The sequence below is a fragment of the Desulforhopalus singaporensis genome, assembly GCF_900104445.1.
Taxonomy (GTDB): domain Bacteria; phylum Desulfobacterota; class Desulfobulbia; order Desulfobulbales; family Desulfocapsaceae; genus Desulforhopalus_A; species Desulforhopalus_A singaporensis.
On record NZ_FNJI01000001.1, the window covers coordinates 123,877 to 147,610 of the forward strand.

A 23,734-nucleotide genomic window follows, 5' to 3' on the forward strand; every position below is an offset into this window, starting at 1 on the left:
GTTTTCCGGCATGATTCGTCATGGGACGATCGATGTTTTTCTTCAGAACCAGGATTTGTGACCCCAGATTTCTTCTTCCAGGCTCTTTTTTTCCTCTTTAAGCTGGAGGTACATGGATGCGTTGTGGATAGCAAGGCCGCATTGGGTGGCAATCGACCTGGCCAGCTTGATGTCATCCTCGGATACCGATCTTCTCCTGGTGGCGTATAGCCCCATCAAGCCGATGGTGTTGCCCTTTATGGTAATGGGGAGATGCAGCATGGAGGTAATGCCTTCCTCGATCCTCTCTTTTTTGTAATCAATATCGTTTTGTTCCTGCACATCTTCTATATACTCTACTTTCTTTTCGAAAAACGCTTTTTCTCTTGTTGCCGAGATGGGCCCCTTGTGCAGATATTTGTCGCTGAGACCATAGCTTGACACCAGCTTCAGCTCGTTGCTGCCGTTGTCGAGAAGTCTGATGGTAACTCCTTTCAGTTCAATGGCCCCGGCGATTTCCGAGGTCATCATTTTGAGCACCTCCCTGATGTCAAGAGACGAACTCAAGTGTTCTGACAGCGCAGCGAACAATCCGATATCGCGTTTGATGCGGTAATCCTTGTGGGCGCGGACAATGGCGAGCCCCCCCTGATTTGCCAGCGCTGCCAGAAAATCTATTTCCGGTTTGGAAAAGTCCCTGCTGTCGGCGGTATAGAGGGCTAGAACGCCGATTGGTTTTCTTTCAGCTTTTACCGGCACAACCAGTAGAGATGCGATGCCTTCGCGTTTTTTGATCTCATGATTTTCAAGACGCGGGTCGGTTGTTGCGTCTCTGGATATAAGGTAGCCATCCTTTACCAGGGTCTCCCTGATACTGTCTATTTTGTGCGATGAAAGGCCGGTGTGGATATAGGATTCGGAAAGACCTGTATTGGCCACCGGGTAAAACGGTTCATCCGGCTCTTTGGTGCTTTTGATCATGAATAGGGAGCAGGCCTTGGCGTTCATCGCCTCGGCAGCACTTTCGACGATGAGCTTGAGTATTGCCTCCCGGTCCGGCTGTGTCTGGATGGCTTCGCTTATTTTGCAGAAAACTTTGAAATAATATTCTATCTGGGGCATTTTTAGATCTCCGTGGCGTATAGAGTACTAGTTGTCCCGTTGTGACAACCAATGGGCAATCTTTGGAACGAATTCTTTTTGACATTTCGAGCTGACGTAGATGCCGATATGGCCTGTCTTTAAACAGATGTCTTCCTTGTCTGTTGAGCCGATTTCCGATGTGAACCGGTCGCAGGCTTCGGGCGGGACGAGGTGGTCGAATTGACCGTAAAAATTAAGAATCGGTACGGTGATTTTTTTAAGGTCGACGCGTTTGCCGCCTATCTCCAGCCGGGACTGTATGAGGAGGTTCTTCTTGTAAAAGTCGACGATGAACTGCTTGAACGTTGCCGCCGGGACATCCGGGCTGTCGAATATCCATTTCTCCATGCGGATAAAGTTCTCAATGTAGTTTTTGTCATCGATATTCTGGAGAAAACCAACATATTTATCTATCATCAGCCGTGCCGGGTTGAGTAGCAGAAAACCCAGATTCATGATATCTCCGGGCATATTCGCGTAGGCGTCGCCCAGAACCTGCGCATCGGTCTGTTTCATCCAGACGTTCAGCAATCCCTTGTCTGTCTCGAAATTGGTGGGAGTGACCGTCGTCACCAGATTGCGAACCCTGTGGGGATGCAGGGCGGTGTATATGATGGAAAAGACGCCGCCCATGCAGATGCCCATGATATTGACCTTATCCACCTCTTTTGCGGCGCAGATATGTTCTACGATATTGGCAATATATCCGTTGACATGGTCGTCGATGGTTTGATATTGATCCTTTCTGGTGGGGTAACCCCAGTCGATCATGTATACCTCGATCCCTTCTTTGAGCAGCAGTTCCACGACGCTTCGGCCCGGCTGGAGGTCCAGCATGGTTTCACGATTAATCAATGCATAGATAATAACCAAGGGCGTCCGGCATCTTATTTTTTCGGGGATGTAGTGCTTCAGCTTTACCCGGTCTTCACTGTAGACTGTTTCATAGGGGGTTGTGGAGATGTCCGTGTCAAGTTCGCCGGTCAGGACGCCAAACCCTTTTTTCAGCTTACTCGTAGCAGCATGCCTTTCTTCGTCGATCTTCTGCAGGATAAGATCGACAGGTATTTCTACCTGGCTCATCTTGCCTCTCCTTTTTTGCTATAGGTCTCTGACAAGTTTTCCTCGACAGGCGCCGCGGGAGATTTTTCCTGCAGCATCTTTTTAAGCTCTATAACTTCGGTGCGCAGAGCGTTCACCGTTTTTTTCATCTGATACAGATCTTTGTAAACTTCGTCCATCTCCTTGTTGGTCGGTATCTGCAGCTCTTTGAGCATAACGGCGGCAACGTCATCCTTGGCTTCCTTATACATGGCCAGGGACTGGATGGTATCATTGAGAGCATGGGTATACTCAGAGGACTTCAGCAACTCCATGTAATATCCTTCAAGGATCTTTACCCATTCCTTATAGCCTTCCTGGAGATCTTCCGATAGCTCACCCCGCTCGATCATCTCATTAATTTTATCCTGCATTGTCCTGTTGGCTTTTTCCAGTGGAATTGCAAAGAGGTAGAGCAGTTCGGCGAGATGGGAATTGAAAAGAGAAGATCTGTCGACAAAACGGGAGATTCGCTCCTGGTACTCTCTTGGCAGCCCTATCTTGGGTATCTGCAGATATTTCTGAATTTCCGTTCTGTACAGCTCTCGAAACGATTCAAAGGAACCATGGTCAAGATCATCAAAGTTATATGTGCTGTGTTTATTTATCTTGGCAAAAACCTGCAGCAGCTGATTGTGGAAGGACGTCAGGTTTTCAAAAGAATCAGTAGCCGCATGCATGAGTGCATCTGCAAAGGTGGCCCCGCTCTTCATAATCACCTCCCGGTTTTCCGGTGTTGTCATGTATTGCAGAAACAACAGGAAATTGTTGGTTGCACTCTCCCAGCTGCGGTAGGCTTTGTGTTCCTCGTCCCGTATTTTTTCCTCATGGAAACCGGGGTGGACGGTTTGAGAGGTTTGTTTTTCGCTGTTCGTCTTTTCTGCTGAAAAATCATGCCAGAACAGTTTGGTGGTTTTTATCCATGTTTCAAAGAGACTGGTTATGTCGCTGGCATTTTGCTGGGTATCGGTGTCCCCCATGATCAACTCCTTCGGTTTTTGCTGGTAGCCGGGTTCAGTAGAATGTTTTTATCCTGTCAAATTCCTGTCAGACTTTTTGGTAAAAGGGCGGGCAGGGGGGGCTCCTGCCACGGCGAGGTGTAAGGTTCCGGTTGAGTGTGGCGCTGGTTTGCGTAAGGGCTTCATAACGGAGGGTTCGCCTGGGAGGCATGAATGAAAATTACTTCTTCCTGGTAAAATTTTTATAGGATTCACTGAAGACATTCATTGCTTCAATATCACGGAGGGTTTTTTCCGCCAGACTGGAAAAATCCATGCCCATATCAAGATAGGCATTAACCTGATCGTCCATATTCTTTCGGTAGACCAGATAGCTTTCCATGGTTTTCTCCAGGTACTTGTCGAAAAAATCATGCAGCAGGTTTTCTCCGAACTGGATTACCAGATGCAGCAGGGAGACTGGGAGCAATTCCTGGTTTTTCTTTGCCTTGTCCATGATGATCTGGGTCAGAACCAGGGCGGTGACATCGTAATCCGTGGTCACATCGGTGACCTGCACCCTGAATCCCTGCTTGATGAGGTCGGCTACGTCGCTGATCGTGATGTAGCTGCTGGTATTAGTGTTGTATAACCTTCTGTTGGGGTATTTTTTAATGTATATGATGTTTGCCACAGTCTCTTCCTTCCAGCTTTACCGTTTTATTTCCCCTCGCTCTTCAAGAGCGGAGAAACGGTTGGTACTTGTCTTGTTTTTTGCCTGTATCACAATGGTATTATACCACCATTCGATTAATGTTACACTGCAACATTAATTCTGTCAAAGAGAACAGAGTGGTATGAAAGAAGTAAGGTAATTGTAAATAGAAAGGCATCTAGAGGCTGATTTTTCTGGTTGTGATTTTGTGTGCGATGATTGTGCAATGCACAAAAATCAGGTTGACAACAGTTTTGCCTAGGTACATAATCATATTGTTGCATCGGGGACACCACTTTTTAGGTAATGGCCGAAGGGTTTATTGTGCAAGTATAAATCATATCGATGGAGAAAAAATGGAATACCAGAAAATCACCAACCAGATGATCAGTTTTAACAAGGCAGTGTTTGAGAACACCTTTACCACCATGGATGTCTTGCAGGACTATTCAGAGAATATGGTTAACGGTTTTTGGCGTCAATTTCCGTGGATGACGGAGGATAATAAAAAACCGCTGATCGATACTCTTTCCCTGATGAAGAAAAGCAGGGAAGATTGCAGAAAGTTGATGGTAGAAGGGTTCGAAAAGTGGGAGCAGGTGGCGGCGCAATCCCGTAAGTAATCTTGTTTAGTAAGGGGAACAGTAAAGATGGTGAACAGAGATTGTTATTCCAGGTTGCTCAAATATCAGAAAACGGCATCGGATAATGCTTTCGATCTGCTTGAAGTTATGCAGGACAACTCAGGGAAGCTGCTTGAAAATACCCTGGAGAAGTGTCCGTGGCTGCCGAAGTTTGGTAAGGATGGGTGTCTCTACTGGAGCAAAGGCTTGCAGCAGACGACCTCCAGTGTAAGATCGCTTTTCGACAGAGGATATTCCGAAGCGGAAAAGCTTTTTCCCGGTACCGAAAAAAGCAAGGACGAAGAGGTGAAGACATCACCCAAAAAAAACAATCCGGCCAAGCCTGGGGTAAACAGTAAAAAGAAATCTGGCAGGGCCAAGACCGGGCAAGCCAAAGTCTCCGCCGGCAGCAAAAAAACAGCCGTCGGTTCCTCCAAGGCAGAGCCAGACAGAAAAAAAACCGGCATCAGTGTCAAAAAAATAAATGAAGCTGATAGTGCGGCTGTAGAGACGAAAAATAAAGAGCAAAAGATAAAAGAGACTCCTGCGGTAAACAACGCGGCAGGCACCATTGTTGCTGTAGCCGCAGATAAGAAGACAGCTTCTGAAGCGGCCGGGGTGTTGGCCGGCGGTGCGGAAAAAATACAAAAACCGGTAGCCGGTGATAAATAACGTATCGCTTTGTAAACCAGCAGTTGCAAGAGTGCATATTCCTTCAGTACTACTGTGGCGTATGCACCCAAGTGCGTTTATGGAACAAGTATGAGGAGTTGTTGAAACTTCAGGAGAAGAAATATGCTTGATATTCAGGGGGCGGTTGCCGTTATAACCGGGGGAAGCGGCGGAATAGGACTCGCCTTGGCCCGGCATTGGATTGCCTCGGGCGGTAAGGTGGTGATTGCCGATATCGATGGTGATGCGCTTGGTCGTGCCCAGGAGCAGCTCGGTGATGATGCTGTAACTTTTGTCTGCGACGTAACATCTGAAGAGGACAATGGGGCGCTTGCCGAATTTGCCATAAAACAATACGGCCGGATCAATCTCGTGGCGCCATTTGCCGGTATCATAAAAGATGGGATGATGGTCTCTGTCGACAGGGAATCAGGTAAGGTGACCAGTAAAATGCCGCTGGAGGATTTTAAGAAGGTAATTGATATTAATCTTACCGGCGTCTTCCTCACTGTCAGGGAGTGTGTCGAGCAGATGGTCAATCATGAGTGTCGGGGGCTGGTCTGTTTAGTTTCCTCAACAGGTTCGCTGGGAACGGCCGGCCAGATAAACTATTCGTCCACCAAAGCGGCAATGAGCGTCATTCCCAAGGTTTTGACGGCTGAATTCTTCCGGAGAAAACTGGCCGATAAAATCCGCTGTGCGGCAGTAGCTCCCGGGTATGTGGGAACCCCCATGGTAAAAAACATGAATCAGAAAGCACTGGACAGGGTTCTCGGTGATATACCTATAGGCAGACTCATCGAGCCTGAGGAGGTGGCTGTCCTGGTTTGCGATATTTATAAAAATGAAGCTCTTGCCGGAGAGACGTTTTTCATTAACGGCGGCCTTCGCCTTGGATCAAGGGGGTGACAGACACCAGGGTCATTGTCGGCTAGACCGGTGGATTCACCGCCGGTCTAGCCGCCGGGCCATTGCCGAGCGATAAATATTTACCGTTGCCCCTGATAGCTGTTGACCGTCGAATATATCTATCTGTTCTCGGCTCCAGTTATTGATACATTTTCTTGAAAACGTATGATGCTGTTATGAAAAATGCGGGATAATCCGGTTGCGACGCTTTTATGGAAAAGCAAGAGATCATGCAGCTCAAACAGCTCCTGGGGCGGTTTTGTCAATCGGGAACAGGTGTCATTGATCGCAGTGTCTGTGAAAAGGCGATAGGTAATTTTGCACAAAACAGGGGGGAGGAGAAATTTTGTCGCCTCGCCGCTTCCCTGCTGGTGGCCCTGGCGAAACCGGAAAACGCCTTGCCGGGGTCGCTTAAGCGTTACGAATTATTAGTTCGGGACGGTGTCACCATGTTTCTTTCCCTTCTCTCCGTCCCCCGTCTGCAAAAAGCACTTCTTGACCAGGCCCTGCTCAAGACAGATTGTCCCGTTGCCGAACGTTGCGTCAATCTTGCGATGCACTTTCCGACACTGCACAAACTGGGACAGATAGTGGCACGCCATCATCCGGGCCATTCGTTATTGCATGGCTGGCTTGCAAGCCTTGAGGACAGCGGCAGCAAGGCATCTATTGGCGCAGTCAGGAACCATGTCCAACGGGAGTGGGATCGGCTCGGCCATTCGGGCCATCTGGAACTTGGCACCACGATTCTGGCCGAGGCGAGTGTGGCTGCTGTTTTGCCGTTTTGCTGGCATCAGAAGGCGAAAAACAAGCAGGTGGATGGTGTCTTTAAGGTTTTGAAACCAGCCGTCAGGGAGATGGTGGAAGAAGAGCTGCAGGTCATCGGCCGGATGGCAAAACACCTGGAAAGTAACAAGGCAAGATACGGGCTGGGGCTGATGCGGGTGTCGGGATTGTGTTCCGAGTTGCGGGAAGCGCTGGAAAAGGAAACGGACCTGGTTGCCGAACAAAAAAATCTGAGTGAGGCGGCAAAACTTTACCGGAGCCTGGATCGGGTATCGGTGCCCGAACTCACAGCATTCCGTTCTTCCGCCATGACAGGCATGCAGAGAATCAGGGGAAGAAAGATAACTGAGGTGCGGCTTTCACCGGGTGAGCGGCTGCACCTTGCCTGCAGGCTCTTTACTGCACTTGTCTGCGTTCCTCTTTTTAGCCATGAGGAAAGTTCTCTTTTTCACGGTGATCCCCATGCGGGGAATCTTCTGGTGGTTGAAGATGATAAGGTCGGTCCGATAGTAGTGGTTATCGACTGGACGCTGGTCGGGCGACTTGGAAGGCCGCTTCGCATAAACATTGCTGCGATGATGCTCGCTGCTGCAACGGGTGAGGTGGCGGATCTGAGCCGATCAATCAGTGCCATGACACGACTGGCGAAAAGCCCCGTTTCACCCGGGGAGATAAAACATATTGTTGCTTCATTTTTTCGGTCGGAGAAATTCTGCGCCGATCCGCTTCAAAAAAGTTTCCGGTTGCTCGAACGGCTGACTTTTGAGGGAATACTTTTCCCGGGAGATCTTATTCTGTTCAGGAAAGCACTTTTTACACTTGAAGGCGTACTGATCGATTTTTGTCCATCGTTTTCCATGGAACAGGCCATGAAGACCTATCTTGGTGAAGTCTTGATCGAGGAGATGCCTAGGCGGATAACCAATATGTTTGTTCCCCTCCTGGAAAAAAGAAGTGAGTATCGGAGCCTGTTGACCAATGAGGAGGTCGCCAGGCTTTCGCTTAGCTCGTCGTTAGGATACCAGGATGAGCTCGCCGCTTATGGCCGTTGGCTGCAGAAGACCCAGATGCAGTTCGTCGCATCGATTCTACCGTTCTTTTAAAGCCGAAAAAATTGCCCCAACGGTGTACAAGGAAGTTTTCACCGGCGTAAACGCGACAAGTCTTGTCTCTTTGAATCCCGCGTTTTCAAGAAGGTTGAGCTGATCCCGTCCAGGGATCGCGCCGCCAATTCATTCCGACCATGCCTGCGAGCTTTTCTTAACCTCCGGCGGGAGATCCTTATCGAGGATGATATCTGCAAACTGCAGCCGACCTCCGTTCTTGAGGACCCTGAATATTTCATCGAACAACTTGTCTTTATATGGGGAAAGATTGATCGCTCCATTGGAAATAACGGTGTCGAAACGTTCGTCGTCAAAGGGCAGGACTTCGGTGTCAACAAGGTGGACTCTGCAGTTGTCAAGACCGAGATTTTGCAGGTTCTTGCGGGCCTTGGCAACCATCTCGCCGGTCAAATCCACCCCTTCCACGGTTCCTGACATGGTGGTGAAGGATGCGGCGACATACATGTCGAAGCCGGCTCCGCAGCCGATATCGAGCACCGTCGAACCGCATTTTATGGGACCCGGAAGAAACGGATTGCCGACACCACAGAAACTTTCAACAAGATAATCGGGAGCGCAATCAACAATCGCATCTCTGTATCCGAGGTTTTTAGCCCCCTCCCTGCCCACCGGATATTTAAAGAAGCCGGCGGCGGTGCGGGAAACGTTCTTATATTTTTCTTTTATTGCACTTCGTATCCGTGCAACCTCTGTTGAAGAGATAGGCGTGCCGCTAGAAGGGTTTTCTCCCCCTGTCGGCAGGATGTCCGTTATTACCTGGTGACCACCAGGTTGTTCCACCTGTCAGCCGGAAGATCCGAGCAGACACCGATCTTTATTTGTCATCTCTGGTCGTGGTAAAAGTGAAAATACAATTTGTTACAACTGTGTGCTACAATGTGACATATGTTCTATTGTACCCCGATACCCACCTGATTTGCGAACTATTTTTTCCTGTTTGGGGGTATATTTCCCGCACCTGCCATCACCTCTCGTTTTGGGTGTGGTTACGGTGCTGGTTATGTTACTGTAGCGCGTTATCTGCTTAACAGCGGACTTGCTTCAGTTTGGTTAGCTGCTGCGGTTTCCGCGATATGTGCAGATGGTGCCCCGTGTCTATGATGTCACGGGTCTCGTTGGTATTGTTGCTTGGCGAGTCTAAATGTTATGAACAGCGAACGATCTTCTGCAGGTTTTATTCTAAGAGTTGTTGCAATCACTTCACTGGTGGCGTTGAGCATGGATGCCATGCTGCCCGCACTGCCCCATATCGGGCAATCATTGCAGGTCGAAGATCCAAACGATTTGCAGCTCGTAATCACCCTCTTTATTTTCGGAATGTTTTTCGGAGAACTGTTTTTTGGCCCTCTCTCTGACGCCATAGGAAGGAAAAACTGTCTCCTGGTCGGGGTGGTGATTTACTGCTGCGGCACTCTTCTTTCCATGTTTGCGCCAAGTTTGGAACTGCTGCTTGGAGGACGGATCATCCAGGGAGTAGGGGTCTCCGGTCCGAAGATCATATCACGGGCCATGGTGCGCGACCAATTCTCCGGAAACCCCATGGCGAGGGTGTTCTCCTTTATCCTGACTGTCTTCATCTGTATTCCGATGGTTGCTCCGGCCCTGGGACAAGGTATCGCATCCCTGTGGGGATGGCGGGTGGTTTTCCTCTTTTTACTTGTTGTCGCGGTCTGTTCGACGGCATGGATCATGGTTTGTCAACCGGAAACGCTGCCGCCGGAAAAAAGGACCAGGATTCGGGTCGGGCCAGTTTTGAGAACTTCCCTGCTGATCCTTAGTAACCGGTCAGTGAGCTGTTATGCGACAACCGCCGGTCTTATTTTCGGCATTCTTCTGCTCTACCTGAGTACATCTCAGGCGATGTTTGCGCAAATCTACGGGAAAGACAAGAGTTTTCCTCTCTATTTTGCCATCTTGTCCACCGGGTTTGGCGCTGCCGCCCTGCTAAACAGCAGGCTGGTTTTCAAATACGGTATGCACCGTCTCTGTCTTGTCGCGCTTATCGGTCTTGTGCTGTTGGGCGGATTTTTTTTCTTTGGTGGTGAAGACGGGGTGGTGTCGTTTTCCCTGTTCATGATCGGCTGCTATACCTTGATGTTTTTTCTCGGGTTGTTGTTTTCCAACCTCACCGCGCTGGCCATGCAGCCGCTGGGAGGTGTCGCCGGTCTTGGAGCTTCACTGGTCTCCGCTGTATCCAGTATCGTTGCCGTGGCGATATCGGTGAGCTGCGGGCGATTTTATGACAATACCCTCTATGTCCTTATCTCTGTGCTGGTTGTTGGTGCGCTGTTTTCGCTCATTCTGCTTTTTGGCGCACAGCGAAAACAGGCCGAAACGGTTGACCGTTATGTCTTGTGATCCGGCGGGGAGGCGTCCGAATACCGGCTTTGGTGTTTCTTTATGTGTTGTCCCTTTTTTAAAGCTGTACCGCTCTCCCTTTCAATGGGTGGTTTCGATGCTTATGTTGATGCTATGGTCTTAACAACTCTTATTTTTCATGGCCAGGCCATACAGGAGAATAGTCTTGCATAAAAGTATCAAGGTCAACATTACCGGTATGCATTGCGCCGCATGCTCAAGCCGAATTGAACGGGTGGTCAGCAATATGGAGGGCGTGGACCAGTGTTCGGTAAATCTGGCAACCCAGAAAGCGTTAATTGCCTTTGACCCGGCACTGACATCCGTTACAACTATTGCCGATCGCATTTCCGGCCTCGGATTCCACGCAGAAGAGGCGGCAGAGCAAGACCACGGTCAAAAGCTTGAAGAAGCCGGGAGTGAGCTGCTGAGGATAAAAGCTAGGCTGTTGCCGGAATTTGTCTTGGCCATAACGATCATGGTGCTCTCCATGGGACCTATGGTCGGGTTGCAGCTGCCCAGGATATTTGACCCGGACCTTGCGCCTCTGCGTTACGGTCTGGTTCAGTTCCTGCTTGTTCTCCCGGTTCTCTACCTGGGACGGAATTTTTATCTCAATGGGCTGCCGGCCCTTTTTCGCGGCGTGCCGAACATGGATTCGCTTATTGCCATCGGCACCGGCGCAGCCTTTGTCTATTCCACCTGGAACCTGGTGGAAATCGCGGTGATTGGTGACGTCCATCTTGCCCATGATCTCTACTACGAGGCTGCGGCAATGCTTATCGCTCTTGTTTCTCTTGGAAAATACCTGGAGGCTAGGTCTAAATTCAAGACAACGGGGGCCATACGCGGTCTCATGGAGCTGGCACCGGACCGGGCGATCCTGCTGGTCGGAGAAAAGCAAAAGGTGGTGGCGGTTACCGATATCCGGGTGGGAGACAGGATCCTGATAAGACCCGGAGAGCGTATTCCGGTCGACTCGGTTGTTGTCGAGGGAAACAGTGTCGTCGACGAGTCAATGTTGACCGGAGAATCGATGCCGGTGGGTAAAAAGGCCGATGCCAAGGTCTATTGCGGCACCCTGAACAAGAACGGGACGTTGATCCTAAAAGCGACAAAAGTGGGCCATGATACCGTTCTGGCTCGCATTATCCAGCTGGTTCAGGACGCCCAGGGTGCCAAGGCGCCCATAGCCGGGCTGGCCGACAGAATCAGCCTCTATTTTGTCCCGGCGGTGATAGCTATCGGCCTGGTTGCCGGAATCAGTTGGTTTTTTATCGGAGGGGCGGATTTCAGTTTTTCCCTGAGAATATTTATAGCAGTGCTGGTAATCGCCTGTCCCTGTGCCATGGGGCTGGCTACGCCGACCTCGATTATGGTCGGAACCGGACGGGGAGCGCAGCTGGGAATTTTGGTGAAGACCGGGGAGGTCCTGGAACGTGCCAAGAATGTGGGCTGCATGGTTTTTGACAAAACCGGAACTCTCACTACGGGCAAGCCGGAAATTACCGACATTGCGCTATATTCGGATCTCAGCGAAGAAATGGTCCTTCGCCTGGCAGCCGGGGCCGAAAGCCGGTCCGAGCATCCCATTGGTCAAGCCATCCTGACAACGGTTGCAGAAAAAAACTATGAGCCAGCCGCCGTCAAGTCATTTCTTGCCCTGCCCGGAAAGGGAATAGAAGCTTCACTTTTGGTGCAAAATGACAGCTATGAGCTGCTTTTGGGGAACCACTCACTGCTGCAGGAAAAAAATGTTTCCGGTGTCACACAGGCGGCGACACACCAGGCAGCAGAACTTTCACACCAAGGAAAAACCGTGTTGTATCTTGCTGTAAATGGAAAATTCTGCGCTACGCTGGCCGTCGCTGACAGGCTCAAAGAAGAGGCCGCAGCTATCGTGGCCAGGCTCGATGCGCTTGGGATCCATACGGTGATGCTCACAGGGGACAATGAAGAGACCGCCGGGGCGGTTGCGAGGCAGAGCGGTATCAGCGAGGTCATTGCGGGAGTGTTTCCGGAAAACAAGGCCGAACAGGTCAGGCGTCTGCAGCTCAAGGGATATGTGGTGGCGATGGTCGGCGACGGCATAAACGACGCCCCCGCACTTGCCCAGGCAGACGTCGGAATAGCCATGGGGACCGGGATCGACGTGGCTATGGAGTCTGCCGATATCGTGCTTATGGGCGGACGCCTCGAAGGTGTCCTGTCGGCAATTGGCCTGAGCAGAGCCACCTTGAAAAATATCTATCAAAACCTGTTCTGGGCTTTTGGCTACAATGTGATAGGTATTCCCGTGGCGGCAGGAGTCCTTGCACTTTTCGGGGGGCCGACCCTGAACCCGATGATTGGCGGTGCGGCAATGGCGCTGAGTTCCGTATCGGTTGTCTCAAATGCGCTGAGGCTTCGTTTTTACCAGCCTGAAAAGCGATATCGGGTGTGAACCCTGGCAGATCCGGGCCTGACGGTTATATGGTATTTCGGCAAACAGGCTGGTGCAGTGGCCTTGCCTTGAGCGTATCCACTATTCGTCTTTTCTCTTAAACAGTCGGTGAAAGGGCTGGTAACCGGCTGAACATGAAATAGAATTTGAACCAGGGCTTGATTTTTGGGAAATTTTGGGGTTAATCAGCGATGACGCCAAGGTTTTCTGGAATAAATTTATGAAGTAATGCGGTACAAAATGGTAAAAATAAATTTTAAGCTCATTGAACCGGGAATGGTGGAGTTGGAGCTTGACTGTCCAACCTCCTGGGAAGAAGTTTTTTCCCGGTGTGTTCAAGATAGCGGTTTAAGGACGAAAAGCGTGCTCGCCATTCGTCGCGGCGCGGTGTTGCGGCCCGATGACCGAATCGAGGATGGAGACCAGATAGAGGTCTTTCCCGCACTCTCCGGCGGATGATCAGCGGGCCAAAATCGGTCCTGCCTATTTGAGAGGCTTCTTCTTTGTTCCATACTCCTTGTAATTCCATTCAAGGAGTTTTTTTACCCAGTCTACGATAGTGTCTGTCACGGTCTGTTTTTCTGGAGTTGCTTCGGCTGTTGAGACGAGGACCTGGTCGTTTTCCTGCTCTATCGTTTTTTCCATCTTTTTTTCCATAGTATTATGTACCGTTTTGATTAAGAAATAACTAACAGCTAAAATGTAGCAAATTTGGCAAATTTGCAACATAAAAAAGGTGCTGCCGCTATCTTCTCCCGCCTGGCGGTTGCGAAAACCACGTTCTGGTCGCCGACACCCATCTTGAATTTTTAACGATCGGTATCATGGTTTGGTGAAAACAAACAGAGGCAGGAGCCGGGAGGAGCGAAAAAGTATGGCGATGAAGATTAAAGCGATGAATAAAGTGAGTGTGGTGATTGTTGAAAAAAGCGGCAGGGAAGATGGTGGTTGCAGGAAAAAACCGGCTGCGTTTGATTTCATCTACTCTATTAGAAGTGAGGGCCTGACCCCGTTTGAGGTCGCCCTGGCTGACAAGAAGGCAGGGGAGTCGGTATGTTGCTGCGAGCCCGGGATGAGTGCCAAAGAGTTTTTCGGCCATCTCTTTGTCCCTGTGCTTGCCCAGACGAAGCTACCGATTACACCTGACAGCAGCGTCTGTTTTGCTATCACCATAGCCGATGTTGCAACCGCTGATAACAGGGAAATTGTCCGGGCACTGGCCGGTGCTGTCGGTCATGGCGGCTGCGGCGGAGGTTGCGGCTGCGGCTGTGGATAAGGCAAGAACTCCGCATGGCGCATCGCATGTGTTTTGAAAGATGCTACGATATTACCTGTTTTGTCGCACGGGAAGAGAGATTCGGTGGCAGACCTCCACAGCCAGGGCGAAAACGACATCGAGGGTGAGCATTTGCTCTACGGATCGGTCATAGAGCACCCTGGCTTCGGCCGGGAAATCATCGTCTCCGATCCAGTAGAGGACCGCTACCCGGATACCCGGAACGATCGTGAATGAAAAAGCGCCATCGGCAAGGTTGATAGGTTGTCCCTGCAGCTCGGTGCACCTTTTCTTGAATGCATCGAGATCGTTGGCAAACAGGTCGCTGATCTGCGAGGTGGGGATCGCATGCGGTCCCCGGAAAAATGTCGGGCCTCCCGCAAGGTCTTTTTCAGATATCCATTCGTGGCTGTATTGTCCCGGTTGTGTCCGCAGGAGATAATAGAGAAGAAATACACCGAAATAGTCATGCATGGGCGGGGCCGCAGCAGATGCCGCCCGGATCTCTTTTGTCCCAGGTAAAATGAGGTATTCCTGATCCCAGGCCTTTATTCGCCATGCTGCGGTGACAGGGTCGAAATAACAGTTCTTGTCCTGTCCTGTTGTTTCTGGCGAACACTGCAAGAGTTCCTGAAAATAGCTGTCGTCGATAATTGACATCGTACCGCGCCCGATTTATTCAAGGATCTGACTGAGAAAAAGCTTTGTTCTCTCGTGTTGCGGTGCGGTGAAAAATGCGTGGGGTTCATTTTCCTCAAGAATTTCACCGCCGTCCATAAAGAGCACCCGATGGGCCACGCTCTTGGCAAACCCCATCTCATGACTGACCACCAGCATGGTCATCCCGTCCCTGGCAAGACTGATCATGACGTCGAGCACCTCCTTGACCATTTCCGGGTCAAGGGCGGATGTCGGTTCGTCAAACAGCATGACGTTGGGCTTCATGCAGAGGCTGCGGGCTATGGCGACCCGTTGCTGCTGGCCCCCGGAAAGCTGGCCGGGATATTTTTTCGCCTGCTCGGCGATACGAACTTTTTCCAGATAGTACATTGCCGTCGCTTCAGCCTCTTTTTTCGGGGTCTTGCGCACCCATATCGGCCCGAGGGTCAGGTTTTCAAGAATCGTAAGGTGGGGAAACAGGTTGAAGTGCTGGAAAACCATGCCGACTTCGGCCCGGATTTTTTCAATGTTCTTCAAGTCGTTGGTCAATTCTATACCGTCCACTATGATTGAACCGCGCTGGTGTTCTTCCAGGCGGTTGATGCACCGTATCAGGGTTGACTTGCCTGATCCGGAAGGGCCGCAGATAACTATTCGCTCGCCTCTTGTAACGGTAAGGTTGATGTTTTTCAGGACATGAAAGTCTCCATACCATTTATGCATATCGTCAATGGTAATTATGGCGTTGTTATCTGTCTGCGTAGTGTTCATCCGTTTAGTTCCCGGTTGCGTATTGATATGGTAATGATACGTGAAGTCGTCGAGTTTTATCTGCTCGTGTCCAGTTCTCTTTCCAGTTTCCTGCTGTAATTCGACATGAAGAAACAGCAGACGAAATAGATCATTGCAACAAAAATGTACGCTTCGGCCGAATACCCCATCCACTTGGGGTCGGTAAGGGTCGTCTGGGTCGTTTTCAGCAGGTCGTAAAGGGCGATTATCACCACCAGGGAAGTATCCTTGAAGGCGGAAATCAGGATACTGACCGAAGGCGGGATAACAATCTTCAATGCCTGGGGCAGGATAATGAGCCGCATTGTCTGGAAATAGTTGAGGCCGAGCGCTTCGGCAGCTTCGTATTGTCCCCGGTCGAGACCCTGCAGGCCGCCCCTGACCACCTCGGCGATATAAGCTGCGGTAAAAAGGATGATCGCCACCTGTGCCCGGAGGATCTTGTTGATCACCATCCCCTCGGGAAGAAAGAGGGGGAATACCACTGACGACATGAACAGCAGGCTGATAAGCGGGACCCCCCTGATAAGCTCGATATATACCACACAGAAAGATTTTATAACCGCCATTTTGGACTGCCGCCCGAGGGCGAGGAGGATGCCCACCGGGTAGGCGGCCGTAAGGCCGAATACCGACAGCAGCAGCGTCAGCGGTAATCCGCCCCAGTTGTTGGATTCCACCGGCTCAAGGCCGAAAAGCCCTCCCTTGAGAAGAAGCCCCATGACAAACAGGCCGACGAGCCAGCCGTAGAACAGGGATTTCCTCCAGTGGCTGCGGTTCCTGCTGTATACCAGGAGGAGCACCAGGATAACCACTGCAAGCAGCGGCCGCCACTGCAGGTCGTGGGGGTAAAAGCCAAACAGGATAAAGCGGATATTGGCCGTGATCACCGACCAGCATGCACCGGCGCCCGCCATCTTGCACTGTTCGCTGTTGGCCGCCCAGCTACTGTCGAGAAATGCCCACTGGATGAAAGAAGGGGCGGCCAGGTAGATCAGGTAGATGACAATAACCGTCAGTAGTGAGTTGAACCAGCCGTTAAACAGATTTGCCTTGAGCCACCCGAGGATGCCTATATCCGTTGCCGGAGGTTTTACCAATTCTGCAGGTTGCGTAGGTAGGGTCTTTTCCATATTCTTCTTATCTTTCCACGAGAGCTATTCTCTTGTTGTACCAGTTCATATACGCCGAGGTCGAGAGGCTGAAAATGAGATAGACGATCATGATCAGGGCGACCCCTTCTATGGCCTGGCCTGTCTGGTTTATTGTCGTTCCGGCTACCGAGACGAAATCCGGATATCCTATGGCAACCGCCAGGGAACTGTTTTTCGTCAGGTTGAGCATCTGGCTGGTGAGCGGGGGCACGATAACCCTCAGGGCCTGCGGCAGGATAACAAGGTTGAGAACATGGGCGGGCTTGAGGCCGATAGACATGGCGGCTTCCCGCTGACCCTTGGATACAGACTGGATTCCAGCCCGGACCACTTCTGCCACAAACGCCGCGGTATAGAGAACCAGGCCAAGCAGCAGCGCTGTGAACTCAGGACTGATGGTGACACCGCCCTTGAAATTGAACCCTTTGAGCGCCGGCACGTTCATTTCGGCAGGTGCGCCGCCAAGCAGCCAGGCAAGGAGGGGGGCGCCGACGAGAATGACGGCTGAAACCCTTATGAGGGGAAAGATTTTGCCACTCTCATCCTGGCGTTTATGGCTCCACCTGGTGATGAAAATCACGCAGATTATGCCGGCGCCAAAGGCTATCGCGGCGTAAATATAGGCAAGGTGGAAGTGGGGAACGCCGAAGATAAGGCCGCGGTTGCAGAGGAACACCCCCGGCAGCGGGGCCAGTGCCTGCCTGGGTGTAGGCAGGATTTCATAGAAGAAGGCATACCAGAAAAACAGTTGCAGAAGGACCGGGATGTCCTGGAAAACCTCAATGTAGATCGCCGATAATTTGGCCACCAGCCAGTTTGAGGAGAGCCTGGCGATACCGATAACCGTTCCCAGCAGTACGGTGAGTGTGATGCCTATAAACGAGACGATCAGGGTGTTGAGAAATCCGACAATGAGGGCCCTGCCGTAGGAGTCCGCCGCCGAATAGTCGATGAGCGATTCACCTATTTCAAATGCCGCTTCTTTGCCGAGAAAGTCAAACCCGGTTGATATCGATTGTCTTTCCAGGTTGGCCAGGGTGTTGCTCACCAGGTAATAGCTCAGCAGTACAACGCCCAGAAGCGTCATTATCTGGTAAAAAACGGAGAGCTTGGACGGATCCCTGAAGAACGGGATCTTGTCGGGGACTTGTGCGTTCATGGTCACCTATAAGCAGTGCCCGGGAAGAAAAACTCCCGGGCAAGGTTGATTTATAGTGTGAATTACTTGAAGGGTGGGGAGTACATGAGACCGCCATTGGTCCAGAGAGCGTTGAGGCCCCGTTCAATCATCAGCGGCGTGTTTACCCCTACGTTTCTCTCGAACATCTCGCCGTAGTTGCCCACTTGCTTGATGATATTGTACGCCCATTTCTCGTCGAGTCCCAGGGCCTTGCCGTTGCCGGGGCTTACGCCGAGAAAACGCTTGATTTTCGGATCTGTGGAGGCCATCATCTCATCGATATTTTTTGATGTTATGCCAAGTTCCTCGGCGCCAATCATGGCCAGCACGGAATAGTTGACAATATCCTTCCACTGGTCGTCGCCGTGCCGTACTGCCGGAGCCAGGGGCTCTTTGGAGATAATCTCGGGAAGAATGACATAGTCGCCGGGATTGGGCGCCACAGCACGGATGCCGGCAAGCTGTGAGGCGTCGGAGGTCATTACGTCGCAGCGGCCTGCAAAAAAGGTCTTAGAGAGTTCGGCGGTGTTTTCGATAACCACCGGATTCATGCTCATCTTGTTGACGCGGAAAAAATCGGCGACGTTCTGCTCGGTGGTGGTTCCGGGGAGAACACAGACCGACGCTCCGTCCAGTTCCTTGGCACTTGTCACCCCGAGAGCTTTGGGAATGAGAAAACCCTGGCCGTCGTAGAAATTGACCTGGGCAAAATTGAGGCCAAGGGCGGTGTCTCTTCCGAGGGTCTGGGTGGCGTTACGGGTGAGTACGTCTATCTCTCCTGACTGGAGCGCTGTAAACCGGGTTTTGGCGGTGAGTGGGGTGTACTTTACTTTGTCCGCATCGCCGAAGACCGCTGCTGCGATTGCCCGGGCGGTATCGACGTCAAGGCCTTTCCATACTCCTTTTTCATCCGGCTTGGCAAAACCGAAAAGGTCACCGTTCACACCTGCCTGGATAAATCCCTTGGCTTTGACGTCGTCCAGTGTTCCGGCCGCAGCAACTGAAGCACTCAGGCAGATTGCTGCAACCATTGACGGTATAATTCGCTTTACGTGTCTCATCAAACTAGCCTCCTTGTGGTTGTGAAAATGATATCTGCTACGTTGCGGCTGCATGGAGCAGCCATGGCAAAAGCTGAAAAATGATATTTTCAATATATGCAGGAAAGCTTCGGTTGAATCTGATTCTATTGTTATCCCAATATTCTACGGAGGTGTCAAGAACTTTGGCCTGTAATTCAGGTCAGGTGACGGAATCGGGTGGGACTGTTTTCAAACAGTAGTCAGGAGAATACCCTGTTGTTGCCGACAGTGCATCCCGACCACGAAGTCAGTCCCGGATGTTGAGTTCTTTAAGCACTGTTGAATCGGCAAGTAGTTGTTTGAGGTCGTCCGGGGCAAAGGAGAGATATCGAAACAGATAGTCCTCGAACTCAACGGCTTTTTCAAAATTGACCCGGATGTGATTTTCCCGCACGGCATCATTATTGCCATACCTGCCTATGATGTAGTCAAGTCGTTGCGGTAGCGAAACGATCTGGTCATGGCGGACGCGTTTGTCGCCGTAAAAGACAAGCTCCTTGGCGCCAAATGATCCCTGCCGGTATTTTTTATCGGCAAAGGTCTTCAAAATGACATGTTCGGCGACAATCTCGCCGATTTCAGGGTACCCAAGAGAGTTGCAGATCAGCTGACCCTCTTCGGCATGAAGCCCTCCGTCCTTGATGCACTTGGTCTTGGCGATATCATGGAGCAGGGCTCCTGCAATAACCGTGTCCCTGTCGGCTACCGGTTTCCGGGTGATTCCCGCCCTGCGCAGGTCATCGACAATAACAGCCGACACCCGGGCCACCATGAACGAATGTTCTCTTATGTTGTCGAGCATGTTGTACTGCTTGATATAATCGAGACATTGTCTGACAGATGGTGGCCTTGTGACCATGTGCGTCACCCCGGGGGTACCGTTGAACTATCGTTTTCGACTCAGTTCATGGACCGCGTCAACCGCTATTTTTGCCTGTTCGGGCGGAGTGAACTGGTGTATGCCGTGGCCGAGATTGAAGATATGCCCCTTGGCGTCCTTGGCGTCATCAAGCAGCGAGGCGATTCTTGCCCGGAGTTTTTCCTCTGGCAGCAACAGGGAAAACGGGTCGAGGTTTCCCTGGACCGCCTTGTTGCCTACCCTGGCGATGGCGTCACCTATGTTGAGGCGCCAGTCCAGACCGATGACATCGGCCCCCGAGGATACGGATAGTTCCAGCAGGGTGGCGCCGTTGTTGGCAAAATAGATGAGCGGGATGTCGAATTGCTGCAGGGCCGCGATGATCCGTTTGACATAGGGGAGGGCGAACTCCTCGAAATCGCACGGTGCAAGCACTCCTGCCCAGCTGTCGAAAAGCTGCAGGGCCTGGGCTCCGGCCCTGGCCTGGGCCTGCAGGTATCCGATGGTTGCCCGGGTGATTTTATCCATCAGACCGTGAAACAGTTCCGGGGCGGTGAACATCATCTTTTTGGTTTCCCAGAACACCTTCGAGCTGCCACCCTCAATCAGATAGGTGGCACATGTGAACGGAGCGCCGGCAAATCCGATCAGCGGCACCTTGAGTTCTTTTCTGAGCAGCCGGATCGTTTCCATTACAAAGGGCATCGATTCGTCTGCATCGGGAACGATCAGCCTGTTAAGTGCGGCTTGATCCCGTACGACTTCCCTGAATACCGGTCCCTGTCCGTCGTGGAATTCGAGCGGCGCACCCATTGCCTCCATGGGAATGAGAATGTCGGAAAACAGAATGGCCGCATCCATGTTCAGGATATCGATCGGCTGGAGTGTTACCTCGACACAGAGTTCGGGGTTCTTGCATAGTTCGAGGAACGTTATGTTGCCGCGAACCTTCTGGTATTCAGGGAGGTAACGGCCGGCCTGGCGCATCATCCAGATAGGGGTGTAGTCGGTTTTTTCGCCCCGGCAGGCCTTGAGAAAGGTGTCGTTCATAATATGCGGTTACTTGCTTGAGGGTTGAGTTGTTCGGTAAAAAACAACAAGCGTTCCGGTCAGGATTGACCGTTTTTCATCTTGAGCGGCACATAGTTGCAGAAAGGTTCCTGGGCGAGGAAGTCGCCGGTCATCGAATAGGAACGGGCCCTGCATCCGCCGCAGACCGAAACATATTCACACTTTCCACAACTGTCTTTATACCCTTTAAAGTCACGAAGTTGAAGGAAAAGTTCTGATTTTTCCCATATATCTTTAAATGAGGTGGTTTTTACGTTGCCTGCCGATTTGGGGAAATAGGAGCAGGGCTGGACTTCGCCGTCGACATCGATGAGGCAGATCAGCTGTCCGGCAAGGCAGCCCTTGGAGCCGCCGGTGGAAAATTTGAGGTTTCTCCGCACAACCTTTTCCCCTGCCTGTTTCGCTTTTTCCCTAATTATCCGATAGTAGTGCGGTGCGCAGGTCGGCCGCATGAGCAGCTCGTTCTCCTCTTTCTCCACCTGGTAGTGCCACTCAAGGATCTCGTCGTACATTTCCCTGGGGATCAGCTCATCCATGATATCTTCCCCCCGTCCGGTGGGAACGATCATGAACATATACCAGGCGGTGGCGCCGAGACTCTTCACCAGCTTGTAGATATCGGGTATCTCCTTGCGGTTTCTCACGGTAAAAGACGAGTTGACGAGAAACGGGATATCATGCCGTCGAAACAGGTCAATTGCATTCATGGTTCCTTCGAACGCCCCCTGCTGGTTTCTGAAATTGTCGTGTGTTGCGGCCTTGGCCCCGTCAAGGCTCAGGGAGACCATCTTGATGTCCGCCGCTTTGATCTCCTTACAGGTCTTGTCTGTTACCAGGGTTCCGTTGGTTGCCAGGCACATCCGGAAACCCTTGTCGGTCCCGTAACGGGCAATCTCGAACACGTCGTCGCGCAGCAGGGGCTCGCCGCCGGACAAAACGAGAACGGGGCTGGCGTATTGGGCGATGTCATCCATTATCCGTTTGCCCTCTTCAAGGCTGAAGTCCGGATGGCCAGTTATCTCGATTTCCGATGAGGACCTGCAGTGCACGCATTTAAGGTTGCATCGGCGGGTTATTTCCCAGGCTATCCATTTGGGTTCAAATTCCATCAATTGCTCCAGGGTGAAAGTAAAGTGGTTGACATCATTGTGCATATATGTAACCACAGATAATACCAGAAAGATTTTCGATGTCCAGCCGGGTGATCCGTTATCACCCAGGTTTGTAGCAAAATGGTAACTATCTTTTCTGTGGAAATAAAGGGCGAGATCATCGCACTCATCCCCGCCGGGCATCATCGCGCGTCTTGCACCCTGTGTTCTTACATGGTGGCGGCTTTGTCGAGGCCCCCAAAAACCTGGTGCCGGTGAAAATAAATCGCTGGTGCTTGAGATAAGCGGGATGAGTAACTTTATAATTTCTTACAAATGGCGTATAGTGCATCCGCAGTTACAGGGATGTGCTGTGTTGTAAAGTCGTGGCATGGTTTTTACCAGGCCAACCAGATAGATGTGAGGCAGGAAGCAAGTTAAGAGAAACAGTAAAAGAAGGCGAAAAATGATAATTACCCCCGTTACCCTGGGAACCCCTGAAGGCGAAGCAGTGCTCAGCCGTCTGCTGGAGAGGTTTGAGGCTGCCGATACCAGCTGTCGCGATGCGGTTGCAAAGATTCTTGAAGCGGTAAAAACACGAAAAGACGAGGCTGTGGTTGAGTATGGCCGTAAATTCGACTGTCCCGGATTCACCGCCTCTGCACTGCCGGTAAGCCTGCAGGAAATGACCGAGGCGTACCAAAAGGTTGACGATGAATTCCTACACACCCTGGAGCTTGCCATTGGACGGATCCAAAGCTTCCATGAGCGGGAGATGGAGGATTCATGGATCCAGACCAGGGAGGACGGCACCGTGGTCGGACGTCTGGTCAGGCCGGTGGATGGCGCCGGGCTTTACGTTCCCGGAGGAAAAAGCGGAAAAACCCCGCTGGTATCGTCGGTCCTGATGAACGGTATCCCCGCCGGTATAGCCGGAGTAAACAGGAGGGTTATGGTTACCCCTCCCGGGGAAGACGGTTCGGTATCCCCGCACCTTCTGGTTGCGGCCCAGGAGATCGGTATCTCCGAAATCTACAAGGCGGGTTCCGCCTGGGCGATCGGGGCTTTGGCCTTTGGCACCGAATCCATCCCAAAAGTCGACGTGATAGTGGGACCGGGTAACCAGTATGTAACCGAAGCCAAGAGGCAGGTGTCGGGGATGGTGCGCATCGATATGATCGCCGGTCCTTCGGAGGTGTTGATCGTCGCCGACGAAACTGCAGACCCGAAAGTCGTGGCCGCGGACATGCTTGCCCAGGCGGAGCATGATACCCTGGCGCTCGCGGTGCTGGTCACCTGTCATGAACCTCTTGCCGCCCAGGTCCTCGACCAGCTCGAACAGCAGCTGGTGGTTCTGGAAAGGGAGGATGTTGCCAGGACCTCACTTGAGAACAAAGGGGTCATTATCATTACCGAAAATCTGGAGCAGGCGATCGATGTGGCCAACGATGCGGCTATCGAACACCTGGAACTCGATATAGACGATCCGTGGTCCCAGGTGCCCCATATCCGACATGCCGGGGCGATTTTTCTCGGCAACAATACCCCCGAGGCTGCCGGAGACTATTTTGCCGGCCCGAATCACGTCCTGCCGACCATGGGAACGGCAAAGTTTGCATCCGCGCTTGGGGTGGAAACCTTTCTGAAGAAAAGTTCTCTGATCAGTTATGGCAAAACGGCGCTGCGAAACGACGGCGAACACATAATGCGCCTGGCCAGGCTTGAGGGGTTGACCGCTCACGCCAACTCGGTTGCGGTACGGCTGGAGAAATAAA

The 23,734-nt window shown here is 51.5% G+C and carries 23 protein-coding genes; 9 read left to right on the forward strand and 14 right to left on the reverse strand.

All coding sequences use genetic code 11. The features are described 5' to 3' along the window. Window positions 1-42 precede the first annotated feature (42 nt). The 4 genes from BLQ17_RS00545 to BLQ17_RS00560 all read right to left on the reverse strand — a co-directional run bounded on the left by BLQ17_RS00545 (window position 43) and on the right by BLQ17_RS00560 (window position 3,855). A complete protein-coding gene (locus tag BLQ17_RS00545; protein ID WP_092218697.1) occupies window positions 43-1,101 on the reverse strand; it encodes a GAF domain-containing protein in 1,059 nt (352 codons plus the stop codon). Between the two features lie 27 nt (window positions 1,102-1,128). Beyond that, window positions 1,129-2,205 (reverse strand): class III poly(R)-hydroxyalkanoic acid synthase subunit PhaC, encoded by a 1,077-nt coding sequence (gene phaC / locus BLQ17_RS00550; protein ID WP_092218699.1) that lies wholly within the window; start codon window positions 2,203-2,205, stop codon window positions 1,129-1,131. Next, complete coding sequence (locus BLQ17_RS00555) at window positions 2,202-3,203, reverse strand: poly(R)-hydroxyalkanoic acid synthase subunit PhaE (RefSeq protein ID WP_092218701.1); 1,002 nt, start codon at window positions 3,201-3,203, stop codon at window positions 2,202-2,204. The genes phaC and BLQ17_RS00555 overlap by 4 nt, the downstream gene beginning before the upstream one ends. A gap of 199 nt (window positions 3,204-3,402) precedes the next feature. Next, on the reverse strand, window positions 3,403-3,855 hold the full coding sequence (locus BLQ17_RS00560; RefSeq protein WP_092218702.1) for a polyhydroxyalkanoate synthesis regulator DNA-binding domain-containing protein: 453 nt from the start codon (window positions 3,853-3,855) through the stop codon (window positions 3,403-3,405). A 377-nt stretch (window positions 3,856-4,232) separates the two neighbouring features. On the opposite strand from BLQ17_RS00560, the gene BLQ17_RS00565 reads away from it, so the two are divergent. The 4 genes from BLQ17_RS00565 to BLQ17_RS00580 all read left to right on the forward strand — a co-directional run bounded on the left by BLQ17_RS00565 (window position 4,233) and on the right by BLQ17_RS00580 (window position 7,969). Then, window positions 4,233-4,499, forward strand: coding sequence for a hypothetical protein (locus BLQ17_RS00565; RefSeq protein ID WP_092218704.1), 267 nt, complete (start codon window positions 4,233-4,235; stop codon window positions 4,497-4,499). A 27-nt stretch (window positions 4,500-4,526) separates the two neighbouring features. Continuing rightward, window positions 4,527-5,171, forward strand: a complete 645-nt coding sequence (locus BLQ17_RS00570) for a hypothetical protein (RefSeq protein WP_092218705.1) — start codon at window positions 4,527-4,529, stop codon at window positions 5,169-5,171. A gap of 123 nt (window positions 5,172-5,294) precedes the next feature. Then, on the forward strand, window positions 5,295-6,080 hold the full coding sequence (locus tag BLQ17_RS00575; protein WP_092218706.1) for an SDR family NAD(P)-dependent oxidoreductase: 786 nt from the start codon (window positions 5,295-5,297) through the stop codon (window positions 6,078-6,080). A gap of 212 nt (window positions 6,081-6,292) precedes the next feature. Then, entirely contained in the window at window positions 6,293-7,969 is a 1,677-nt protein-coding gene (locus BLQ17_RS00580) for an AarF/UbiB family protein (RefSeq protein WP_092218708.1), read from the forward strand. Here the strand turns inward: BLQ17_RS00580 and BLQ17_RS00585 are convergent. Next, window positions 7,955-8,695 (reverse strand): methyltransferase domain-containing protein, encoded by a 741-nt coding sequence (locus BLQ17_RS00585; RefSeq protein WP_407919114.1) that lies wholly within the window; start codon window positions 8,693-8,695, stop codon window positions 7,955-7,957. The genes BLQ17_RS00580 and BLQ17_RS00585 overlap by 15 nt on opposite strands. Window positions 8,696-9,139: 444 nt before the next feature. On the opposite strand from BLQ17_RS00585, the gene BLQ17_RS00590 reads away from it, so the two are divergent. The 3 genes from BLQ17_RS00590 (at window position 9,140) to BLQ17_RS00600 (ending at window position 13,253) form a co-directional block, all read left to right on the forward strand. After that, window positions 9,140-10,351 carry a multidrug effflux MFS transporter gene (locus BLQ17_RS00590; RefSeq protein WP_092218711.1) on the forward strand — a complete coding sequence of 404 codons (1,212 nt, stop codon included), beginning with the start codon at window positions 9,140-9,142 and terminating at the stop codon, window positions 10,349-10,351. A 166-nt stretch (window positions 10,352-10,517) separates the two neighbouring features. After that, on the forward strand, window positions 10,518-12,794 hold the full coding sequence (locus BLQ17_RS00595) for a heavy metal translocating P-type ATPase (RefSeq protein ID WP_245694907.1): 2,277 nt from the start codon (window positions 10,518-10,520) through the stop codon (window positions 12,792-12,794). A gap of 240 nt (window positions 12,795-13,034) precedes the next feature. Further along, window positions 13,035-13,253 (forward strand): MoaD/ThiS family protein, encoded by a 219-nt coding sequence (locus tag BLQ17_RS00600; protein WP_176761019.1) that lies wholly within the window; start codon window positions 13,035-13,037, stop codon window positions 13,251-13,253. A gap of 24 nt (window positions 13,254-13,277) precedes the next feature. On the opposite strand, the gene BLQ17_RS22450 is transcribed toward BLQ17_RS00600, so the two are convergent. Continuing rightward, on the reverse strand, window positions 13,278-13,439 hold the full coding sequence (locus tag BLQ17_RS22450) for a hypothetical protein (protein WP_176761020.1): 162 nt from the start codon (window positions 13,437-13,439) through the stop codon (window positions 13,278-13,280). A gap of 229 nt (window positions 13,440-13,668) precedes the next feature. Between BLQ17_RS22450 and BLQ17_RS00605 the strand changes: the two genes are divergently transcribed. Then, complete coding sequence (locus BLQ17_RS00605; protein WP_092218717.1) at window positions 13,669-14,070, forward strand: hypothetical protein; 402 nt, start codon at window positions 13,669-13,671, stop codon at window positions 14,068-14,070. Window positions 14,071-14,121: 51 nt separating this feature from the next. Here BLQ17_RS00605 and BLQ17_RS00610 read toward each other — a convergent pair whose 3' ends face one another. The 8 genes from BLQ17_RS00610 to BLQ17_RS00645 form a co-directional block, all read right to left on the reverse strand. Next, entirely contained in the window at window positions 14,122-14,730 is a 609-nt protein-coding gene (locus BLQ17_RS00610; protein WP_092218719.1) for a DUF3786 domain-containing protein, read from the reverse strand. A gap of 15 nt (window positions 14,731-14,745) precedes the next feature. Further along, on the reverse strand, window positions 14,746-15,501 hold the full coding sequence (locus BLQ17_RS00615; RefSeq protein ID WP_092218721.1) for an amino acid ABC transporter ATP-binding protein: 756 nt from the start codon (window positions 15,499-15,501) through the stop codon (window positions 14,746-14,748). 56 nt (window positions 15,502-15,557) lie between these two features. After that, window positions 15,558-16,655 carry an amino acid ABC transporter permease gene (locus BLQ17_RS00620; protein WP_092218723.1) on the reverse strand — a complete coding sequence of 366 codons (1,098 nt, stop codon included), beginning with the start codon at window positions 16,653-16,655 and terminating at the stop codon, window positions 15,558-15,560. A gap of 7 nt (window positions 16,656-16,662) precedes the next feature. Next, the gene (locus BLQ17_RS00625) at window positions 16,663-17,835 is read right to left on the reverse strand and encodes an amino acid ABC transporter permease (protein ID WP_092218725.1); all 1,173 of its coding nucleotides are present in this window, start codon (window positions 17,833-17,835) and stop codon (window positions 16,663-16,665) included. A 62-nt stretch (window positions 17,836-17,897) separates the two neighbouring features. Beyond that, window positions 17,898-18,917, reverse strand: coding sequence for an amino acid ABC transporter substrate-binding protein (locus BLQ17_RS00630; RefSeq protein ID WP_092218727.1), 1,020 nt, complete (start codon window positions 18,915-18,917; stop codon window positions 17,898-17,900). Window positions 18,918-19,185: 268 nt separating this feature from the next. Then, window positions 19,186-19,797 carry an HDIG domain-containing metalloprotein gene (locus BLQ17_RS00635; protein ID WP_092218729.1) on the reverse strand — a complete coding sequence of 204 codons (612 nt, stop codon included), beginning with the start codon at window positions 19,795-19,797 and terminating at the stop codon, window positions 19,186-19,188. Window positions 19,798-19,824: 27 nt separating this feature from the next. Continuing rightward, window positions 19,825-20,847, reverse strand: coding sequence for a uroporphyrinogen decarboxylase (gene hemE / locus BLQ17_RS00640; protein WP_092218731.1), 1,023 nt, complete (start codon window positions 20,845-20,847; stop codon window positions 19,825-19,827). A gap of 59 nt (window positions 20,848-20,906) precedes the next feature. Next, window positions 20,907-21,977, reverse strand: coding sequence for a radical SAM/SPASM domain-containing protein (locus tag BLQ17_RS00645; RefSeq protein ID WP_092218926.1), 1,071 nt, complete (start codon window positions 21,975-21,977; stop codon window positions 20,907-20,909). A gap of 448 nt (window positions 21,978-22,425) precedes the next feature. On the opposite strand from BLQ17_RS00645, the gene hisD reads away from it, so the two are divergent. Next, window positions 22,426-23,733: a histidinol dehydrogenase gene (hisD, locus tag BLQ17_RS00650; RefSeq protein WP_092218733.1), complete on the forward strand. Its 1,308-nt coding sequence runs from the start codon at window positions 22,426-22,428 to the stop codon at window positions 23,731-23,733. Window position 23,734 lies beyond the last annotated feature (1 nt).

Bases quoted from the DNA above. Each gene is read 5' to 3' on its own strand.
- hemE (WP_092218731.1), bottom strand. From the start codon at position 20,847: ATGAACGACACCTTTCTCAAGGCCTGCCGGGGCGAAAAAACCGACTAC.
- BLQ17_RS00570 (WP_092218705.1), top strand. From the start codon at position 4,527: ATGGTGAACAGAGATTGTTATTCCAGGTTGCTCAAATATCAGAAAACG.
- BLQ17_RS00555 (WP_092218701.1), bottom strand. From the start codon at position 3,203: ATGGGGGACACCGATACCCAGCAAAATGCCAGCGACATAACCAGTCTC.
- BLQ17_RS00635 (WP_092218729.1), bottom strand. From the start codon at position 19,797: ATGGTCACAAGGCCACCATCTGTCAGACAATGTCTCGATTATATCAAG.
- BLQ17_RS00615 (WP_092218721.1), bottom strand. From the start codon at position 15,501: ATGAACACTACGCAGACAGATAACAACGCCATAATTACCATTGACGAT.
- BLQ17_RS00565 (WP_092218704.1), top strand. From the start codon at position 4,233: ATGGAATACCAGAAAATCACCAACCAGATGATCAGTTTTAACAAGGCA.
- BLQ17_RS00620 (WP_092218723.1), bottom strand. From the start codon at position 16,655: ATGGAAAAGACCCTACCTACGCAACCTGCAGAATTGGTAAAACCTCCG.
- BLQ17_RS00605 (WP_092218717.1), top strand. From the start codon at position 13,669: ATGGCGATGAAGATTAAAGCGATGAATAAAGTGAGTGTGGTGATTGTT.
- BLQ17_RS00625 (WP_092218725.1), bottom strand. From the start codon at position 17,835: ATGAACGCACAAGTCCCCGACAAGATCCCGTTCTTCAGGGATCCGTCC.
- BLQ17_RS00545 (WP_092218697.1), bottom strand. From the start codon at position 1,101: ATGCCCCAGATAGAATATTATTTCAAAGTTTTCTGCAAAATAAGCGAA.
- phaC (WP_092218699.1), bottom strand. From the start codon at position 2,205: ATGAGCCAGGTAGAAATACCTGTCGATCTTATCCTGCAGAAGATCGAC.
- BLQ17_RS00580 (WP_092218708.1), top strand. From the start codon at position 6,293: ATGGAAAAGCAAGAGATCATGCAGCTCAAACAGCTCCTGGGGCGGTTT.
- BLQ17_RS00610 (WP_092218719.1), bottom strand. From the start codon at position 14,730: ATGTCAATTATCGACGACAGCTATTTTCAGGAACTCTTGCAGTGTTCG.
- BLQ17_RS00600 (WP_176761019.1), top strand. From the start codon at position 13,035: ATGGTAAAAATAAATTTTAAGCTCATTGAACCGGGAATGGTGGAGTTG.
- BLQ17_RS00630 (WP_092218727.1), bottom strand. From the start codon at position 18,917: ATGAGACACGTAAAGCGAATTATACCGTCAATGGTTGCAGCAATCTGC.
- hisD (WP_092218733.1), top strand. From the start codon at position 22,426: ATGATAATTACCCCCGTTACCCTGGGAACCCCTGAAGGCGAAGCAGTG.
- BLQ17_RS00575 (WP_092218706.1), top strand. From the start codon at position 5,295: ATGCTTGATATTCAGGGGGCGGTTGCCGTTATAACCGGGGGAAGCGGC.
- BLQ17_RS00590 (WP_092218711.1), top strand. From the start codon at position 9,140: ATGAACAGCGAACGATCTTCTGCAGGTTTTATTCTAAGAGTTGTTGCA.
- BLQ17_RS00645 (WP_092218926.1), bottom strand. From the start codon at position 21,977: ATGGAATTTGAACCCAAATGGATAGCCTGGGAAATAACCCGCCGATGC.
- BLQ17_RS22450 (WP_176761020.1), bottom strand. From the start codon at position 13,439: ATGGAAAAAACGATAGAGCAGGAAAACGACCAGGTCCTCGTCTCAACA.